General features: G+C 38.6%; 20 protein-coding genes. 7 read left to right on the top strand and 13 right to left on the bottom strand.

Annotated elements, in window-relative coordinates; all coding sequences use genetic code 11:
- Positions 1-67: 67 nt before the first annotated feature.
- From OC25_RS13285 to OC25_RS13220, 13 genes are all read right to left on the bottom strand, one after another.
- Positions 68-340 (bottom strand): Txe/YoeB family addiction module toxin, encoded by a 273-nt coding sequence (locus OC25_RS13285; RefSeq protein WP_209435592.1) that lies wholly within the window; start codon positions 338-340, stop codon positions 68-70.
- Positions 340-594, bottom strand: coding sequence for a prevent-host-death protein (locus tag OC25_RS13280; protein WP_039476785.1), 255 nt, complete (start codon positions 592-594; stop codon positions 340-342). The genes OC25_RS13285 and OC25_RS13280 overlap by 1 nt, the downstream gene beginning before the upstream one ends.
- A gap of 170 nt (positions 595-764) precedes the next feature.
- Positions 765-2222 carry a nicotinate phosphoribosyltransferase gene (locus OC25_RS13275; RefSeq protein ID WP_039476782.1) on the bottom strand — a complete coding sequence of 486 codons (1458 nt, stop codon included), beginning with the start codon at positions 2220-2222 and terminating at the stop codon, positions 765-767.
- 12 nt (positions 2223-2234) lie between these two features.
- A complete protein-coding gene (locus tag OC25_RS13270) occupies positions 2235-2705 on the bottom strand; it encodes a macro domain-containing protein (RefSeq protein WP_039476780.1) in 471 nt (156 codons plus the stop codon).
- Complete coding sequence (locus OC25_RS13265; protein WP_039476779.1) at positions 2702-3433, bottom strand: metallophosphoesterase family protein; 732 nt, start codon at positions 3431-3433, stop codon at positions 2702-2704. Before OC25_RS13265 ends, OC25_RS13270 begins: the two co-directional genes overlap by 4 nt.
- 2 nt (positions 3434-3435) lie before the next feature.
- Entirely contained in the window at positions 3436-3978 is a 543-nt protein-coding gene (locus tag OC25_RS13260) for an RNA 2'-phosphotransferase (protein WP_039476778.1), read from the bottom strand.
- A 9-nt stretch (positions 3979-3987) separates the two neighbouring features.
- The gene (locus tag OC25_RS13255) at positions 3988-4530 is read right to left on the bottom strand and encodes a DUF4291 domain-containing protein (protein ID WP_280740778.1); all 543 of its coding nucleotides are present in this window, start codon (positions 4528-4530) and stop codon (positions 3988-3990) included.
- Positions 4531-4647: 117 nt separating this feature from the next.
- Complete coding sequence (locus tag OC25_RS13250; RefSeq protein WP_039476777.1) at positions 4648-5169, bottom strand: O-acetyl-ADP-ribose deacetylase; 522 nt, start codon at positions 5167-5169, stop codon at positions 4648-4650.
- Between the two features lie 76 nt (positions 5170-5245).
- Positions 5246-6721, bottom strand: a complete 1476-nt coding sequence (locus OC25_RS28380) for a riboflavin biosynthesis intermediates N-glycosidase (protein ID WP_167335399.1) — start codon at positions 6719-6721, stop codon at positions 5246-5248.
- A gap of 20 nt (positions 6722-6741) precedes the next feature.
- Entirely contained in the window at positions 6742-7578 is an 837-nt protein-coding gene (prs, locus tag OC25_RS13235; RefSeq protein WP_039476776.1) for a ribose-phosphate diphosphokinase, read from the bottom strand.
- A gap of 68 nt (positions 7579-7646) precedes the next feature.
- Complete coding sequence (locus OC25_RS13230; RefSeq protein ID WP_039476775.1) at positions 7647-8339, bottom strand: NUDIX hydrolase; 693 nt, start codon at positions 8337-8339, stop codon at positions 7647-7649.
- A 64-nt stretch (positions 8340-8403) separates the two neighbouring features.
- Entirely contained in the window at positions 8404-8808 is a 405-nt protein-coding gene (locus OC25_RS13225) for a hypothetical protein (protein ID WP_039476774.1), read from the bottom strand.
- 19 nt (positions 8809-8827) lie between these two features.
- Complete coding sequence (locus OC25_RS13220) at positions 8828-10276, bottom strand: L,D-transpeptidase family protein (RefSeq protein ID WP_245221995.1); 1449 nt, start codon at positions 10274-10276, stop codon at positions 8828-8830.
- A gap of 391 nt (positions 10277-10667) precedes the next feature.
- Here OC25_RS13220 and hisG point away from each other — a divergent pair, with 391 nt between their 5' ends.
- From hisG to hisA, 7 genes are all read left to right on the top strand, one after another.
- Complete coding sequence (gene hisG, locus OC25_RS13215) at positions 10668-11519, top strand: ATP phosphoribosyltransferase (protein WP_039476772.1); 852 nt, start codon at positions 10668-10670, stop codon at positions 11517-11519.
- A gap of 49 nt (positions 11520-11568) precedes the next feature.
- Positions 11569-12855 carry a histidinol dehydrogenase gene (gene hisD, locus OC25_RS13210; RefSeq protein ID WP_039476771.1) on the top strand — a complete coding sequence of 429 codons (1287 nt, stop codon included), beginning with the start codon at positions 11569-11571 and terminating at the stop codon, positions 12853-12855.
- A gap of 116 nt (positions 12856-12971) precedes the next feature.
- Complete coding sequence (gene hisC, locus OC25_RS13205; RefSeq protein WP_039476770.1) at positions 12972-14012, top strand: histidinol-phosphate transaminase; 1041 nt, start codon at positions 12972-12974, stop codon at positions 14010-14012.
- On the top strand, positions 14012-15145 hold the full coding sequence (hisB, locus tag OC25_RS13200) for a bifunctional histidinol-phosphatase/imidazoleglycerol-phosphate dehydratase HisB (RefSeq protein ID WP_039476769.1): 1134 nt from the start codon (positions 14012-14014) through the stop codon (positions 15143-15145). The genes hisC and hisB overlap by 1 nt, the downstream gene beginning before the upstream one ends.
- A 22-nt stretch (positions 15146-15167) precedes the next feature.
- Positions 15168-15701: a hypothetical protein gene (locus tag OC25_RS13195; protein WP_039476768.1), complete on the top strand. Its 534-nt coding sequence runs from the start codon at positions 15168-15170 to the stop codon at positions 15699-15701.
- A gap of 31 nt (positions 15702-15732) precedes the next feature.
- On the top strand, positions 15733-16365 hold the full coding sequence (hisH, locus tag OC25_RS13190) for an imidazole glycerol phosphate synthase subunit HisH (RefSeq protein WP_052266194.1): 633 nt from the start codon (positions 15733-15735) through the stop codon (positions 16363-16365).
- 6 nt (positions 16366-16371) lie between these two features.
- A complete protein-coding gene (gene hisA / locus OC25_RS13185) occupies positions 16372-17121 on the top strand; it encodes a 1-(5-phosphoribosyl)-5-[(5-phosphoribosylamino)methylideneamino]imidazole-4-carboxamide isomerase (RefSeq protein WP_039476767.1) in 750 nt (249 codons plus the stop codon).
- The last annotated feature ends 7 nt before the right edge of the window (positions 17122-17128 follow it).

The following is a 17128-nucleotide window of genomic DNA, read 5'->3' as shown; positions in this document are numbered from 1 at the left end:
GCTACGGATACATCCTATAGAAAAGCCAATATAACAATTCATAACTAAAGAAAATTTAAGTGTGGCCTTATTTATCATCATAATGACCCGCAGCAGATAGCACCAGTACACTAATGGTTTCACCATTTATCTGATAAACCAGCCTATGCTTTTGTGTTATCCTTCTTGAATACAAACCAGCCAAATTATATTTTTTCAATTCTGGCTTACCAGTTCCGGTAGCCGGATGATCAATAAGTTCTAACAATAGCTTCTGAACTTTACCGTAGGCTGCCTGATCAGTCTTTTTCAACCATTTCAGATCATCAATTGCCTGTTTGGTAAACTCCAGATGATACATTATAAATCTTTAAGAAATTCTACCAAAGCCTCTTTCCCTGTCACTTTAGTCACCTCACCATTTTTTGCCTGAGAAAGTGATTTTTCAAGTTTTTCAACCATTTCTTTCGAAAAATAAATATCATCGTTGGTTATTGGAGTAATTGAATAAGCTTTATTCTTTCCCCGCTGAACAATAATCTGCTCTCCATTATCAGCCATATCCATGTACTCGGCTTGTTTTTCCCTGAATTCTCTACTACTTACTACTAACATAACCTTAATTTAATGCGTACCAATATGGTACAAATATACAAGAATAATTTAATGAATATGTAATGGGTCTATAAATTTTAGCGCTTTAAAAACCTGATAATCTTATGTTTTGCGTAGTAATTTATTAAATAAACCAGCCAGTATCAATACCAACTGGTTTAAAACAGCATTTAACTTTTCCTCAATCTTTCTCTAATCTCAGCCAACGTTTGATCGATCAACAATTCCCCATCCCTGAACACTTCTTTCAACTCGCCTCCCCGCTCTTCTTCCCAGGTGCACTGATCTTTTAACTGATATTCGCCATTGGCATCTTTAAAAATCTGCAACAAACCTTTCGCCGATTTTTTGGTTCCGTCATCAGTAATCGGGTCTTTAAAAATATCGCGACCCTGGCCGTTTACTTCGCCGTAAGTAGCTTTCATGGCAAAACCAAAAGTATCGCGGGTATTATACTGATAAGTGAAAGAACCAATACCCAATACCACATTGGTAGAGGCAAAACCTTTGGCTTTTAGCCGCTCACAAATCTGAGTGGCTCTTTCTAAATTAATACTATCGCCGTAAATGGCGCCAATCTGCGGAACCAGTTCTTTAAAGCCTTTATCATTTACTTTGCCACCAAAGACATCCCAAAGCAATTCAATTACACCTTTCCGTTCGTTTTCATGCTTACCATTCGGATTACCACAAATGATATCGACCGGATCACCAGAATCGGGGCGGATAACCACTTTACCCTCGCGGTTAACGATTTCATTTTTGAGCTGTGGTAAATATTCTGTTAAAACCTTCCATAAATCCCAGGTATCTGATACAATAGAAACAATCCCTTTAGGGTAAACTTCCAAAATTAATCTTTTAAAGGTTTCGAGCTCACCTGTATTGGTGCCCATACACATTACAGAGTGTTCGGTTGCGGCAACTGAACCACCAATTAACTCCTGATCTGAATTGGCATTGTAATATTCTTCCAGAAAATCAATAGCCGGAATGGTATCAGTACCAGTGAAACTTAACAAATGGCCTGCTGCCGAAGTAACCGCAGCTTCAATGCCGCCCATACCACGCATGGAAAAATCGTGCCCCTGCCAGTCTACAAATTCAGGTACCGACGATGTTTCAATAGCTGCACGATCCAAAATACCCCGATATTGCAAAGCCAGCGTTGCTGAATTACATGGCAACCACACCACCGCAGAAAGTAAGGTTTCGAAATAATTGGTCAGCCAAAAAAATTCAGGCAGTGTGTTGTACATGGTAAACATCGGAATGCGTAAGGGCACTTTAGCACCTTCGGGCAAAGATTTAAATACCATTGGAATATATCCCAGATCATGCAAAGCGCCTATATGCGCTGTACCTACCAGGTTTTCGCCCAGGTAATTGTTAATGCGACGGGCATATTTTCTTAAAACCTCTTCTTTAGGCTGACTGAAAAAGTTTTTATCAAACTCTTCGATGATGTATTTTTTGATAAAATATTGCAAACCAAATAGCACAACATGATCAATTTCATCGTAGCGGCTTTTTCTTGGCGTCCAGTTAGAGTATACTAATGTGGTATGTTCAGGATATTGTCTTCTGTGGTCAACTTTGTAACCATCTGTTAATAATAATGGATTCATAGGTTCTGGCTTTTAAAAATCGTAGACTGTTGTATTAATATCTTTTTTTGAAATTGTTTCTTTAATAATTGGCTCAATCATTCCCCATTCTCCTCCTGCTAAACCACATCCTATTCTTGGCATGTGGACTGAGGCATTAATATCACATGCAAAATCTGCAACTTTCTTTAAGCCTTTTTCAACGGCAACATATCTAATTGGAACAGTACCATTTTGAGCCTTATTAATTTTATGCTGACCAATTAAATTAGCTATCCATAAATCTTGTTCCACCTGTACAAACTGAACTTCACCCAGATTGAAATTATCTTTGGATTGATACCATGTTCTGTAACTATTTTCCGGAGCTTTCCATCTTTTTGAAATCGCTAAGACGAAGCCCTTTCCCCAACCTCCGATATCGTTACATATATGAACGATAATCTTATTTCCGTTACCTGAAGGATTTGTTGCGTCGCCTTTCTTATATTCAATATCTTTCATTTATTTCTTCCTTTTTCGTTTGGATACAAGCTTTGTAAAGTATCACTCTGCCAAAATTGTTTAGTTTCAATATCAAAACAGGTTAATTTACCTGTAAATGCAGCTCCTGTATCGATGTTCCAAACGTTACAACCATTCATGGGCACATCTACATTGTAATAAAGTGTTGGTGTGTGGCCAATGTAAATCTCGTTAAAGAGTAAAAGCCGCTTAGGGTATAGTGCCGAATCCTTCTTGATACGCCTATCCATGGTAAGCGCCACTTCCCATAAGGTGCGATCCCAGGAATAGTTAGAGGCATAACGCTCTTTGGCTGGTCCGTGCATAGACGAAAACCCGGCATGAATAAACAGCTTGTTCTGCTCATCTACATGATAATCTTCCGTCTGCTCAAAAAAAACCAGATGCTTCTTTTGCTCATCAGCGCCGATATGGGCATAGCTATCAATAGTTTCTTTACCGCCATGCTGATACCAAACATCATCTATTATTCCGCTCTTTAACCAATCTTCGCACCAGACATCGTGATTTCCCCTTATAAAAATGCATTCGTGGGTTTCTTTCAATTTCAAAAGATAATCAATTACCTGAGCCGATTCACTCCAGCCATCAACATAATCACCCAAAAATATAAGCCGATCCTGTTCAGTTGCCGAAGCGCGTTCCAATACCTGGATTAATGCCTTTAAACCGCCATGTATATCGCCTATAACCAATACTCTGCTCATAATTAAAATGCAATATAATTTTCCGGAACCGAATCTGTAAGCCAAACGCCGTTATCGGATAAGAAAAACTGAAAACCGGCCCGATGCATTTCTCCAGCATTAACGGTAAGTATTTGTGCAAGCCCTCTTCTGCTTCCTACCTTTACAGCGGTTTCTTTATCCTTACTCAAATGAACATGCTGCCTGCTCATTTTCAATAAGCCCTCTTTTTTAATCCCCTCAAGATATTTGGCTACCGTGCCGTGGTATAACTGTTCAGGAGGGGTTACTGCCATCAGGTTAAGTTCAATTTCAATAGAATGCCCCTGGCTGGCCCTTATTTTGGTTTTATCGTTATTAAAAGCAAATCTTTTTTTATCGTTACTTTCTACCACATGGGTTAACATTTCAATGGTAAGTATTTTTCCGTCACGACTACTTTTTTGCAGCAGTTCATCCACATTGGCCCAACCGTTCTCATCTAAGCTGAGTCCGATCGTTTCGGGCGAATGCCTGAGTACAAAGCTCAAAAACTTGCTTATTCCTTTTGTTATTTTCTCATCCATGATTTTAATTTATGAGATTTTTAATTTACTGTTTAAATCAGCATTGCTAAACTTAAAAGGTTTTTCTTCTGGTACCAGAAGGTCTGCCAATTGGTTGTTTTGAACGAATTTGTGTTGCTCACGAACAAATTCACTGATATCCTCGATCAACAGTATATCTTTGGTTGCGAAAGAGTTGATAAAGTTATCTCTCAATCCAATCTGAATAGCTCTTCTATCTTCTTTCTTACCATGAGGATCATGATCCGGATCCCATTGTAACCTGATGCTGGAGTTTTCTAATTCATTTCTCCATTCCTCATGAGATATGCCTTCGCTTTGGGCAAAAGAAGTATACGCTGCATTTTCCAGATAATTCTGAAACGCAGAGATTTTAAGGTGAATGGCTAAAGTGATTTCTTGCCCCTCCTTTGTTCCCCAACCGCTCCTATACATCATCCATAAAAAATTGGGTTTTATCCAGGTCATTCTGTTTAAGCTGAATTCGCCACCAAAAAATTGATTTTTGACAGCAAATTCGCCTATTTCTTTACGGTAAGCCTGATAAACGATTATTTTTCGTCATCATACTGGGCCATAATATGGCACCCTGAATTTGGCCATTCTACTAGTTGCTCTTTATATTTTTTAACTGTTATTTTCATTTTGTAATTCTATTAACAACTCATCTCATTGTTTAATGCGATTGAGTTTTTCTTCATAGAGTTTATAATTCTCATCGTCGAAACACACAAAAATTACTTTTTCTATCTTTCCCTTTTCAGCAAAATTATTTACTGTGGCAATGGCAATTTCAGCAGCTTTATCTTTTGGAAAATGATAAATGCCGGTACTGATATTAGGAAAAGCCAGGGTTTTAAGGTTATTTTCGACCGCAAGTTTTAAGCTATTCCTGTAACAACTGGCAAGTAAAGCTTCCTTTTCAGCACTTTCACCATTCCAAACTGGTCCAACGGTATGAATTACATTTTTCGATGGTAAGTTACCTGCAGTTGTAATCACTGCTTCTCCCGTTTTACAACCGCCTTGTTTACTTCTGATAACCATACAGGCTTCCAAAATTGCTTTACCACCTTTTCTATGGATTGCACCATCTACCCCGCCTCCACCAAGCAATGAACTGTTTGCAGCGTTAACAATCGCATCAACTTCAATTGTGGTGATGTCTGCTTTAATTACCGCTAAAATCATTTTCTAAATTTTTCCAGTTTGCTCATTAAACTTTTATTTTGTGTGCTTACTGATGTAAGGCTACAGTTTTCCAATTTTATTTTTTTAATTCATCCCTCACCTGCATTAAAGCAAAGCCTAACAGGTTAAGTCCTTTCCATTTTTCGGGATAAGTAGCATCTGGATGATCGTGAGCTAAACCTATACCCCAAATTGAATCAACAGGACTCGCCTCAACCAAAATCCGTTTATCAGTGGCGAGTAAATAATCCTTAAGCGCTTCGTTTTGGCTAAATTTTAAATAATTGCCTTGCCTTACGATTTCAAATCTGCTTTTAACCCAAATATCATCATCATAATCGTTTACCTCGCGTCCAAGTTTTTTAGCTTCGGCTGGCGTTTTGGCGTTTAAAATCTTAGCTAAAATTGTTGTATCGCCAAATAGTTCTGCTTTTTTGGCCATCATCCAATGCTCAGCAGTTTTATAATTAACCCCCTCGTGTACGAAAGATGAAAGCCACCACTGACTAAAACAGGTTTTAGTTATTTCACCATTTGGAGCAGGCTGATGCCCCCAGAACATCAGGAATTTATCACCTTTTTTAATATCCTCTACAGTATATTTTTGTTGTTTTATCAATGTAGTATCCATTCCTAAACAAAGTTTTTCAATTTCTTCTTTTTTAATAATCACATTCAACCAGCTTTCAGGAATTGCATTAAAACCATATATTAAACCAGCCAAACCTCCTGTTATTGCAGCTGTTGTATCGGTATCATCGCCCAGATTAACAGCTTTTAAAACCGCATCCTCATAAGATTCCGTAGTATGGATACACCATAAACTAGCTTCGAGACTATGCAACACATAACCGGAAGAATAGATCTCATTTTCAGGAACTCCTGAGATATCATCTACCAGAACTCTTTTAAACAATTTAATTTCATTAACATCAAAATTATTTTCCTGTATGAAATGCTTAATTTTTAACTGCGTTGTAAGGTATGCTTCTTTCTTATTTTGTCCTTTTAACAATGCTAAACCATATATAACATAAATAAAACAGGCAAAAACAGAACGAAAATGTGCATGTGTAATCGATGAAACTTCTTTTACACGTTGAAAAATAACTTTCAAATCGCTTTCATTCTGCAAATAAAACAGCAAAGGCAAAATCCGCATTAAAGATCCGTTCCCATTGTCCATCTCTGATTCCCCACCACATAAAACGGGGTCAATTCCATGCTTTATCAGCTTAATGGCTGCAGTTGTTGCAATACCTATATCGAAAACGCTTCCGTGCGGTGTCCAAATTTGAGCATTGAACCATTGAAGGAATTTCTGCGAAATATCATCTAAGTTGTAACCATTGCAAAGACTTTCAGCTAAACAAAATGTAAGCGAACTATCATCGCTCCAGGTTCCCTTAGGTTGTCTATGGGTTCCATATTCAAGCATTTCAGTTACCGGAAATCTGGTTAAATAATCACGGCTTTTAAACTCTACAGGCACACCAAGGGCATCGCCTACCACGAATCCGAATATTCCATTATGAACAATTGTAGGTGTCATTTTTTAGTTTGTTATGGGTATTATCTTAAAATATCCTGCAATTTGATCTGCGTTACGCCCACTTCTTCGACTTCTCTGATGCTATCGGTTGTAAAAATCTGATCAAAATATTTAGCCAGCTCATTAAAACCTTTGCTAAAAATCCCGTGACTAATGGCCAGATACAGTTTACCGGCATTTTTATTTTTAAGCTCTTCTGCCAGACCAATAAAGGTTCCTCCGCCGTCACATATATCATCAACAATTAAACAATCTGCTCCTTCCAAATCCTCAGCGTAAACTTTAAATCCCGATAACCTGCCCGTTTTAACATCGCGGCTTTTCGAGCACTCCACCACTTCTGCACCACCCAAAAATTCAGAAGCTTTATAAATTTTCTTCAGCGCACCGCCATCTGGCGAAATGAGCTTAACTCCTTGGCCAATTTGTGCGACAACTTCTTGAATAAAAACATGGTTCGTAATTACTGTGCAGTTATTTAACAAAGCGGGTGTAACTTCCGAATGTGGATCGAAAACAGTTACGTTATCAAGACCAAGTGCATTAATGATATCAGCATAAACTTTAACGGTTAAAGGTTCGCCTGGCACCATTACCCGGTCTTGCCTTGCAGCGGGAAAGTAAGGAATAAACAATTTAATCGTCTTAACTCCCATACGCTTCAAGGCATCAACCGTGGTGCAAATTAAACCCAGATCGTTAAATGAATTTATGCGATGTGTAAGCTGTACAACAGATGCAGGATCGAAATTACTGCTAATTTTAATGTGTGGTTCGCCACCGGCAAATACGAAAGACTGAAACTGAACAGCATTCTCTGTACCGAACGGACTGAAATTTTTATCTAAGTTGATCATATATTTGCGTATTAATTACACAAATATAAAAACACTTTTTAAAAGTCAAAGAATTATTTGCGTTATTTTTACGCAAACTTAATTTCAAATTGAAAATCCTCCTCTAATAACTGGTCGTATTTGGCTTTATCGAACTTAAATAGTTTACCTGGACGACCACTGGAGCTTGTTTTAACTAGTTTATCTGTTTCTTTGAGGATATGAAAACTCAAGATTTTTTTTCTGAAATTTCTCCTGTCTATATCGCGTTCGAGAATTGAACAATACAGGTTTTCGAGATCAGAGAACAGAAATTCGTCATCCAACAGATCAAAGCCTATGGGCTGATAAGTTAGCTTAGCTTTTAACCGGGCATGCGCCAATTTTACCATTTCATTATGGTCATAGCCTAGCACCGGGAGCTGATTAACCGGAAACCATCGGGCATCTTTTGCATCGGTATCGGCTTTAAGTATAAAATTTTGTGGATTAACCAGTGCAAAATAAGCAACTGAAATTATTCTTCCTCTTGAATCACGGTTAACGTCATCGCCAAAGGTACTGAGTTGCTCTAAATAGTTTACACCAACGCCTGCCTCTTCCTGTAACTCCCGTTTAACGGCATCAATCAGTGATTCATCATCTTTAATAAAACCACCAGGCAAAACCCACCGATCTTTAAACACCCCGTATTTTTGTTGCACAGCCAAAACGTAAAGCACATTTTTTTCGTAGCCAAAAACGATAGCATCTACAGCGATTTTAATATTCTGATTGATCATAAAGATTTGTGTAAAAGGAACACAAATCTAAAAAAGATATCTGTTAAGCAGAAATGAAGAATATTTAATAAGCAAAGCCCGGAAACTCGATATTTACAATTTTCCAGCTACCATTTTGAAGGGCAAAATAAAGTTTGAACGGGCCACTGATAATTTTTGATTGATCTTTCAGCACCGCCCTGAAACCGGCAACCCCTTCTACAAAACCCATCCCTTTTTCCTCACCCATCAGTTCGAAATTTACATCGATGATATCGTAGCGCCCACCAACATATTCATCTGACTGGCCAAAAATCCCTTTCAACCGGGCAACAATCACTTCTGCACCAATTACTTTATTTCCCGGAAGGATAAAGAAATTGCTCAGTTCTGCAGTGATGGTTTTAGATTGCTTAAACCACGAGTTGATAAAACGGATTGCGCTGTTTACCAAATCGGCCTGGTGGTTAAAGGTTGGTTTTTCTTGCATGGTGCAAAATAAAGCTTTCTTATCGATACTTTTTCATGGCAGCCCAAAGTTTTTCGTCCATTCCGTAAACATCCGGGCGGTATTCTATCTTGTCATTTTGAAACCAGGCGGTAATATAGGTGATGATTAAAGGAACATTTTTCTTTGGTGCAAACCAGGCCGGTTTTAGCTGGAACGTTTTAAGCGTATCGGCTTTTTGCGCCATCCTTTTTTGATACCACTTCATATGCGTGCTATCAACCGGGGGTAAATCTACTTCGGCCCTCAACTTATCGTAAGTATAAGTATCTTTTACCAAAAGCTCGGCAAACTCTAAAGGTTTTTCAATACGCACACAACCATGACTAATGGCACGGTTAGTTAAGTTGAAACCGTTTTTATTATTGGTATCGTGCAGGTAAATACTAGAGCTGTTATCGAAAATAAATTTGAACTTACCCAGGGCATTTCCACCACCAGATCCCTGTTTAAATTTAAAGGGTAACTTATCTCTCGAATAACGGTTCCAGTTAATGGTATCGGGCTCGCCAATCAGCTTATCTTTATAGTAGACTTTAATGTTACTGTTCGATAAATAAAAAGGATCTTTACGCGCCATCCAGTAGATTTCACTTTGTGCAATACTTACCGGAATATTCCAAATTGGATTGGCCTGAATGGAATTGATTTTACTAAACAATAATGGCGTTTCGTGGTTCTTTGGTTTATCATCCAGATTGCCCGATTTTGCAAAAGCTTTTAGCTTCTCTTCGTAACCATTTTCACGCTTCCCGCCAACACAAACTTTCATCGAAATTACGGTATCCAGATTGTCCAGCCAGGTGAGCCTGAAGTCAGGAATATTTACCTGAACATAGTTATCTCCGGTAGCGGGCATCTGCCACCTGAAGCGTTCCATATTTAGCAGTAAAATCCTTTTTTCACTTTCGGAATTTGCACTCAAATAGGCCGACTGTAAAGCTTTATATTGTACCGATTTTGGCTGAGCTGATTTGAGGTTTTCAACCAGGTTATTCCCATCTAAAAGTTTAAGCATACCGGCACTATCCGGACGCCCAACTTTGATATAATAACGCGAGAAAATATTGCGCGGATTTACCACACCATACTTCAAATAATTGGTGTAATTTAAGTAGGCATTGGCCGATAAAAGTTCTAGCCTGGCAATAACCGGATAGCTCTCTTCTACTTTCTTAAATTTATTAGCTGTTAATTCCGTTAATAAATCTTTTATCTCATCGCCCTTAAAAATCTTTGGATTGAAACCATGCACCTCACTTTTATTTAAATAAGCTACAAGCGAATCGAGCTCACCATTAATGTAAAAGTGCGTAATGAGTTTAGGTTGATTATAATTATTGCTATAAAATGCTTTAATTGTTTTGGGATTGATGAAATTGCCCGAAAGGCTATCCATTGTTTTAACAAAAATGCTGTCGTAAGCTACAGTATCAAAATCTTTGTACATTTTATTCTTAAAATGCTCAGATAGCACTTTCCCGATCTCGGGTGGGCTTTTAAACCATCCGCAGGCAGAAACGAACAAGATAAAGGGCAAAATCAGAAAGCGAAACTTTTTCAATTTGTTAAAAATTTAATACAAAATAACGGTTATTGGCAATAAAAACAGCATAATGGCAAATTAAGTGCCATTATTTTTTGTTTTACCATTTCAAACACTATATTTGCCAGCGCTAATCAGCTAAAGCATTGATATAGGCAGAAATAAATTTATGAACTTAACTTTGAACCATCACTTACATCTTCACCATCGCCGATAGGCGATGCTATATGTTTGTTTTGTACTTCAAAACGTTTTTTCCGTAAAATAATTTCTTGTCCACTCTATATTCAATACTTTGAAAACACTTAAAATTGCTATCCAGAAATCGGGTAGGTTAAACGAAAAATCTGTAGAAATTCTTAAAAACTGTGGTTTAGCATTCGAAAACTACAAAAGTTCACTCATTTCAACGGTTACCAATTTCCCCTTAGAAATTCTTTTTCTTCGCGATGATGATATTCCGGAATATGTACAGGATGGCATTGCCGATCTGGGTATTGTTGGTGAAAATGTAATTGTAGAAACCAAAGCCGAAGTTGATTATCTTCAGAAGCTGGGTTTCGGAAAATGCACTTTAAAAATTGCCGTTCAGGCTACCAGTACTATCCAAAATTTAGAAGAGCTGAACGGTAAAGCTGTAGCCACTTCTTACCCGGTAATCCTCGAAAAATTCTTAACAGAAAAAGGCATCAAATCTGATATCAGAACCATCTCCGGTTCGGTAGAAATTGGTCCGGGTTTAGGTTTAAGCGATGCCATTTTTGATATCGTTTCTACCGGTGGAACTTTAAAGAGCAACGGACTAAAACCATTTGCAGATGTAATGCAATCGGAAGCGGTTTTAATCGGAAACAAATCTATAGCCGACAATCCGGAGGTAGCAGAATTACTGCAAAGAATCCGCTCGGTACTTAGTGCAAAATCGAACAAATACGTGGTGCTGAATGTATCGAAAGATAACCTTCAAAAAGTAGTCGATCTTCTTCCGGGTGTTAAAAGTCCAACGGTAGTTCCGCTCTTCGAACCTAACTGGGTAGCCGTACATTCGGTAATTGCAGAAGCTGATTTCTGGGATAAAATAAACAACTTGAAAGCAGCCGGAGCAGAAGGTATTTTAGTAATGCCAATTGAGAAAATAATCAAGTAAAATCGTAAAATTCCATATTAACTATTAGTTAATTTTAAAATATAAAACATTGAAAATCTACAATTATACAGATTTATCTAAATCAAAAATTGAAGAACTTTGTTCAAGACAGATTGAAGACGATAAACTGATTGAAAGCCGTGTTGCCGACATCATAAAATCGGTAAAAGCGGATGGCGATAAAGCCCTTTTTAACTTCGCAAAAACCTTTGATAAAGTTGAACTGGAAAAACTTTTTCTGGATGCGGAAGAATTAAAAACCATCGCAGCTACCATTCCGGCTGAAGCAAAAAAAGCTATCGATACCGCGCACCAAAACATCAAAAATTTTCACCTGTCGCAATTAAAAAAAGAAGATAAAGTAGAGACCATGCCAGGTGTGGTTTGCTGGCGCGAAGCCAGGGCAATTGAAAAGGTTGGGCTTTATATTCCGGGTGGAACTGCCGTTTTACCAAGTACCTTTTTAATGCTGGCAACACCGGCGCTTATTGCAGGCTGTAAAGAAATAATTGTATGTTCGCCACCACAGCAAGACGGTAAAACAAATTGCTATCTGGCCTACTGCGCTGTGCTGCTCGGTATCGAAAAAATATTCATGATTGGTGGTGCGCAAGCCGTAGCCGCAATGGCTTTCGGAACCGAATCCGTACCACAGGTATACAAGATATTTGGCCCAGGTAACCGTTATGTAACCACTGCCAAAACCATGGTACAAAACAAGGTGGCTATCGATATGCCTGCGGGCCCATCTGAGGTTTTGGTAGTAGCCGATGAAACTGCCATTCCGTCATTTGTTGCGGCAGATCTGCTTGCACAGGCAGAACATGGTACTGATAGTCAGGCTATATTGGTTTCTACCTCGAATGAAATCATAGCCGAAACATTAAAAGAAGTTGAAAAACAGCTTGCTATCCTACCTAGAAAGGACATTGCTGCCAAAGCAATCGACAATTCTTATGCAGTTTTAACGGATAATATTGAGCTTGCGATGCAATTTTCAAACGAATATGCGCCCGAGCACTTAATATTGGCCACTGAGCAGTACCAGGAGCTTATCCCGTTGATTACCAATGCCGGATCGGTATTTTTAGGTAACCTTACGCCTGAAAGCGCAGGCGATTATGCCTCAGGTACTAACCATACTTTGCCAACCAGCGGCTTTGCAAAAGCATACTCGGGCGTTTCTGTTGATGCTTTTATTAAAAAAATCACTTTTCAGCACCTGTCAACCGAAGGTTTAAACAACATTGGTACAACTGTTGAAACACTTGCAGCAGCTGAAGGATTGGAAGCACATAAAAATGCAGTGAGTATCAGGCTTAAAGAATTTAACTAGATAAACAATTTCACAACTCACGTTATGCTGATCTGATAGCTTTCGGATTTATTTCAGCATCTATTGAATAACCAGAGACCCTGAACTAAATTCAGGGTGACGATTAAGGACAAATAATGGACATTAACGATTTAGTAAGAGAAAATATAAAAAACCTTCGCCCCTACTCTACTGCCAGGGATGAATTTAAAGGCCAGGCATCGATTTTTTTAGATGCCAATGAGAACAGTTATGGCTCGCCTTTGCCGGCCAATTATAACCGCTATCCGGATCCTTTACAACTGGATTTAAAAGATGCCATAAGCAAAATTAAAGGTGTTCCAATCGAGAATACTTTTTTAGGAAATGGCAGCGACGAAGCCATCGATTTATTATTTCGGGCTTTTTGTAATCCGGGTAAAGACAATGTGATTATTTTGCCTCCAACTTACGGCATGTACGAAGTTTCGGCAAATATAAATGACGTAGAAATCCGCAAGGTTAGCCTGCTTCCAAACTTCCAGTTAGACATGGAAAAAATTGCAGAAACCATTGATAAAAACACGAAATTAATTTTCATTTGTTCGCCAAATAATCCGACCGGAAATTCGATAAACCGCGAAGATATTGAAACGATTTTGGCCAACTTTAATGGCATTGTTGTGGTAGATGAAGCCTACATTAATTACGCCCGACAAAAGACCTTTATACAAGAGTTAACCGAGTACGGAAACCTGGTAGTTTTGCAAACATTTTCGAAAGCCTGGGGGCTTGCAGCTTTGCGTTTGGGCATGGCATTTTCTTCAACAAAAGTGATCGATGTTTTAAACAAAATTAAACCACCTTACAACATCAACCAGGCCACTCAGGATTTAGCTTTCGAAGCGCTAAAAAACATCGCACAAGTAAACGAATGGATTAAAGAATCTGTTGCCGAAAGACAGCGTTTATCTACAGCTTTAAATGAACTGAATATTGTAACAAAAGTTTACCCTTCTGATGCCAATTTTGTGCTTGCAGAAGTAACCGATGCACTGAAGATTTATGATGATCTGGTGGAGGAAGGAATCATTGTGCGCGACCGCTCTAAAGTGACACTTTGCGAAGGTTGTTTACGCATTACTGTGGGCACAAAAGAAGAGAATGATAAACTGTTAACCGTATTAAAAAAATTATAATGAAGAAAGTATTATTTATCGATCGCGATGGTACGTTAAACATCGAACCAGATGACGAACAGGTAGACAGTTTTGCCAAACTTAAATTTTATCCGCGCTCATTGTATTACCTGTCGAAAATTGCCAGCGAAATGGATTATGAACTGGTAATGGTAACCAACCAGGATGGACTGGGAACTCCCTCTAATCCGGAAGAAAATTTCTGGCCGATCCATAATTTCATGTTAGACACTTTCGCAGGTGAAGGTGTTAACTTTAGCGAGATTGTAATCGACCGTACTTTTGCCAAAGACAATGCCCCTACCCGTAAACCCGGCACGGCCCTGCTTACCAAATATTTTAACGGCGACTACGATTTAAAAAACTCTTACGTAATTGGCGACCGGTTAAACGACGTGATCCTGGCTAAAAACTTAGGCGCAAAAGCGATCTTTCTTCGCCAGAATGATGCATTGGGATCGACCGAGGCTTTAGATAAACACGAGACTTTATTAGATATCATTGTTTTAGAAACCCAGAAATGGGAAGATATCTACAACCTGTTAAAAGCAGGAAGCAGAAAAATTAATCACGTACGCAAAACCAACGAAACCGATATTACCATTAACCTGGATTTAGACGGTACCGGAAAAGCAAAAATTGAAACAGGCCTTAACTTTTTCGATCACATGCTTGATCAGATCGCCAGACATGGCAGTGTTGATTTGGAGGTAATTGCCAAAGGTGATTTACATATTGACGAGCACCATACCATAGAAGATACCGGAATTGCCTTAGGCGAGGCTTTTGCGAAAGGTTTAGGCAATAAACTGGGAATTGAGCGTTATGGTTTCTGTTTACCCATGGATGATTGCCTGGCGCAGGTAGCTATCGATTTTGGCGGCAGGAACTGGATTGTTTGGGATGCGGAATTTAAACGCGAAAAAGTAGGCGACATGCCAACAGAAATGTTTTACCATTTCTTTAAGTCGTTTAGCGATGCCGCAAAATGTAACCTGAACATTAAAGCCGAAGGCGACAACGAACACCATAAAATTGAAGCTATTTTTAAAGCATTTGCCAAAGCCATAAAAATGGCGGTAAAACGCGATGCAGAGAAAATGGTACTGCCAAGCACAAAGGGTCTACTGTAAGCTGTAAACTGTAAAAGGGAAGATGGATAATGGAATAAATAATGCAACAGTAAGTTCAGTTGATGAAGAACTAAGTCAGGAAGACATAGATCTGATTACTTATGAAATAATGCCTCTGGCTAAAAAAGGTCTTTATACAACAATACTAATCTTTTTAATCATGGCATTTATTATTCCTTTTTCAAGCAAAAACGGCATGCCATCAGCAGGTTCAACGGGAAATTATTGGGAAGCATTTACAGGTTTCCTTATTTTCGGATCAGTATATATCGCGTTCTTCATTGCCCGTCCACTTTTACTATTAAAGATGGATTTTGATTCAAATCGTAAAAAAACAATCGAATTGGAAGTACTTAAAAAAATAAGGACAAACAATGAAAAGTTTATGATCAAGTGCAAAAAATCCTCAATTAAACTAAAAGGAGATATTATTTTAGATAAAGCGGAATTTTACAATTGGTGGAAAGGAGATAAATTGATTGTTGACTATTTGATTAGAACGAAATTAATCATCGGTTTTAAGAAGATAGACACCTCAAAAGAAAGCTCAAATTAATTTTAAATTCTTTTAACAGTATAAAAAACATATGAAAGATGGAACTGAAAAGCCCCTCCAGGGGTTTGGGGAGATTGGAATAGTAAATTACGGCGCTGGTAATATTTTCTCGCTAACCGCAGCTTTAGATCGTTTAAACCTCCAATACGGTATGGTTAATACTGAAGCTGACCTCGAAAAGTACAGCCACATCATCATCCCTGGTGTTGGTCATGCGGGTGCTGCCATGGAAAAATTAAAAGGTACCGGCCTGGTTGAAGCCATAAAAAAGCTGACCAAACCTGTACTGGGCATTTGCGTGGGCATGCAACTCATTACCGAACATTCGGAAGAGGGCAATGCCAGCCTTTTGGACATCGTGCCGGTAAAGACCAAAAAATTTGATAAAGACCTGAATATCAAAATCCCACACATGGGTTGGAATGCCGTGAACCCTAAAAACAATTCGTTGTTTGAAGGTGTTGAAGATAATACACAATTTTACTTTGTGCATTCGTACTTTATTGAATATAACCCTACTTTTGACATTGCATCTGCTGATTATGGTTTAAAGTTTTCGGCGGCAGTACAAAAAGACAATTTTTACGGCGTTCAGTTCCACCCCGAGAAATCAGGGAAAGCCGGCGAATTAATATTAAAAAATTTTTCAAACTTAAGCTTATAATATAAAATGTATATCATACCTGCTATTGATATTTTAGATGGAAAAGTTGTCCGTTTGCGTGAAGGCGATTACAACCAGAAAACGGAATACGATGTTTCTATTGCCGAAATGATCGAAAAATACCGGTCAAACGGTACCGATTTCATCCACATTATTGATTTGAACGGTGCAAAAGGCGATTTCAGCAACCAGAAATCACTTTTCGAAATCATTAAAAAAACAGAAATGCGCGTGCAGTATGGCGGCGGAATCCGTACCATTGAGCAGGTTACCAATCTGCTTGATGCAGGTATTCACCGCGTAATTGTGGGTACGCAAGCCATTACCAATCCCGATTTCCTGCCTCAGTTGAGCGAAGCTTTTGCCAAAAAAGACGATTATGCCAACCGCATTGTTATTGCAATTGATGTTTTGGATGAAGTAATTAAATACTCGGGCTGGATGGAAAGCTCACCAATTAAGCTGATGGATTACGTGGATAAATGCCTTTCGTTAGGTTTCTTCCGCTTCTTATGTACCGATATCAGCAAAGATGGAAAATTAGGCGGTGCAGCGATTGAATTATACCAAAAACTACTGGAACACTCACCAATGATCAAATTAATTGCTTCGGGTGGTGTAAGTTCTATGGACGATATTTACGAACTGGCCAAATACCCGATCAGAAGCGTGGTAGTTGGAAAAGCCATTTACGAAGACCGGATCACCATTGAAGAGATTAAAGAGTGGAATTTGAAGGCTTTGAGTAGCATATAACCCCCCA

Source organism: Pedobacter kyungheensis, assembly GCF_000812965.1.
Taxonomy (GTDB): Bacteria; Bacteroidota; Bacteroidia; order Sphingobacteriales; family Sphingobacteriaceae; genus Pedobacter; species Pedobacter kyungheensis.
This window is presented reverse-complemented; position numbering and strand designations above follow the sequence as displayed.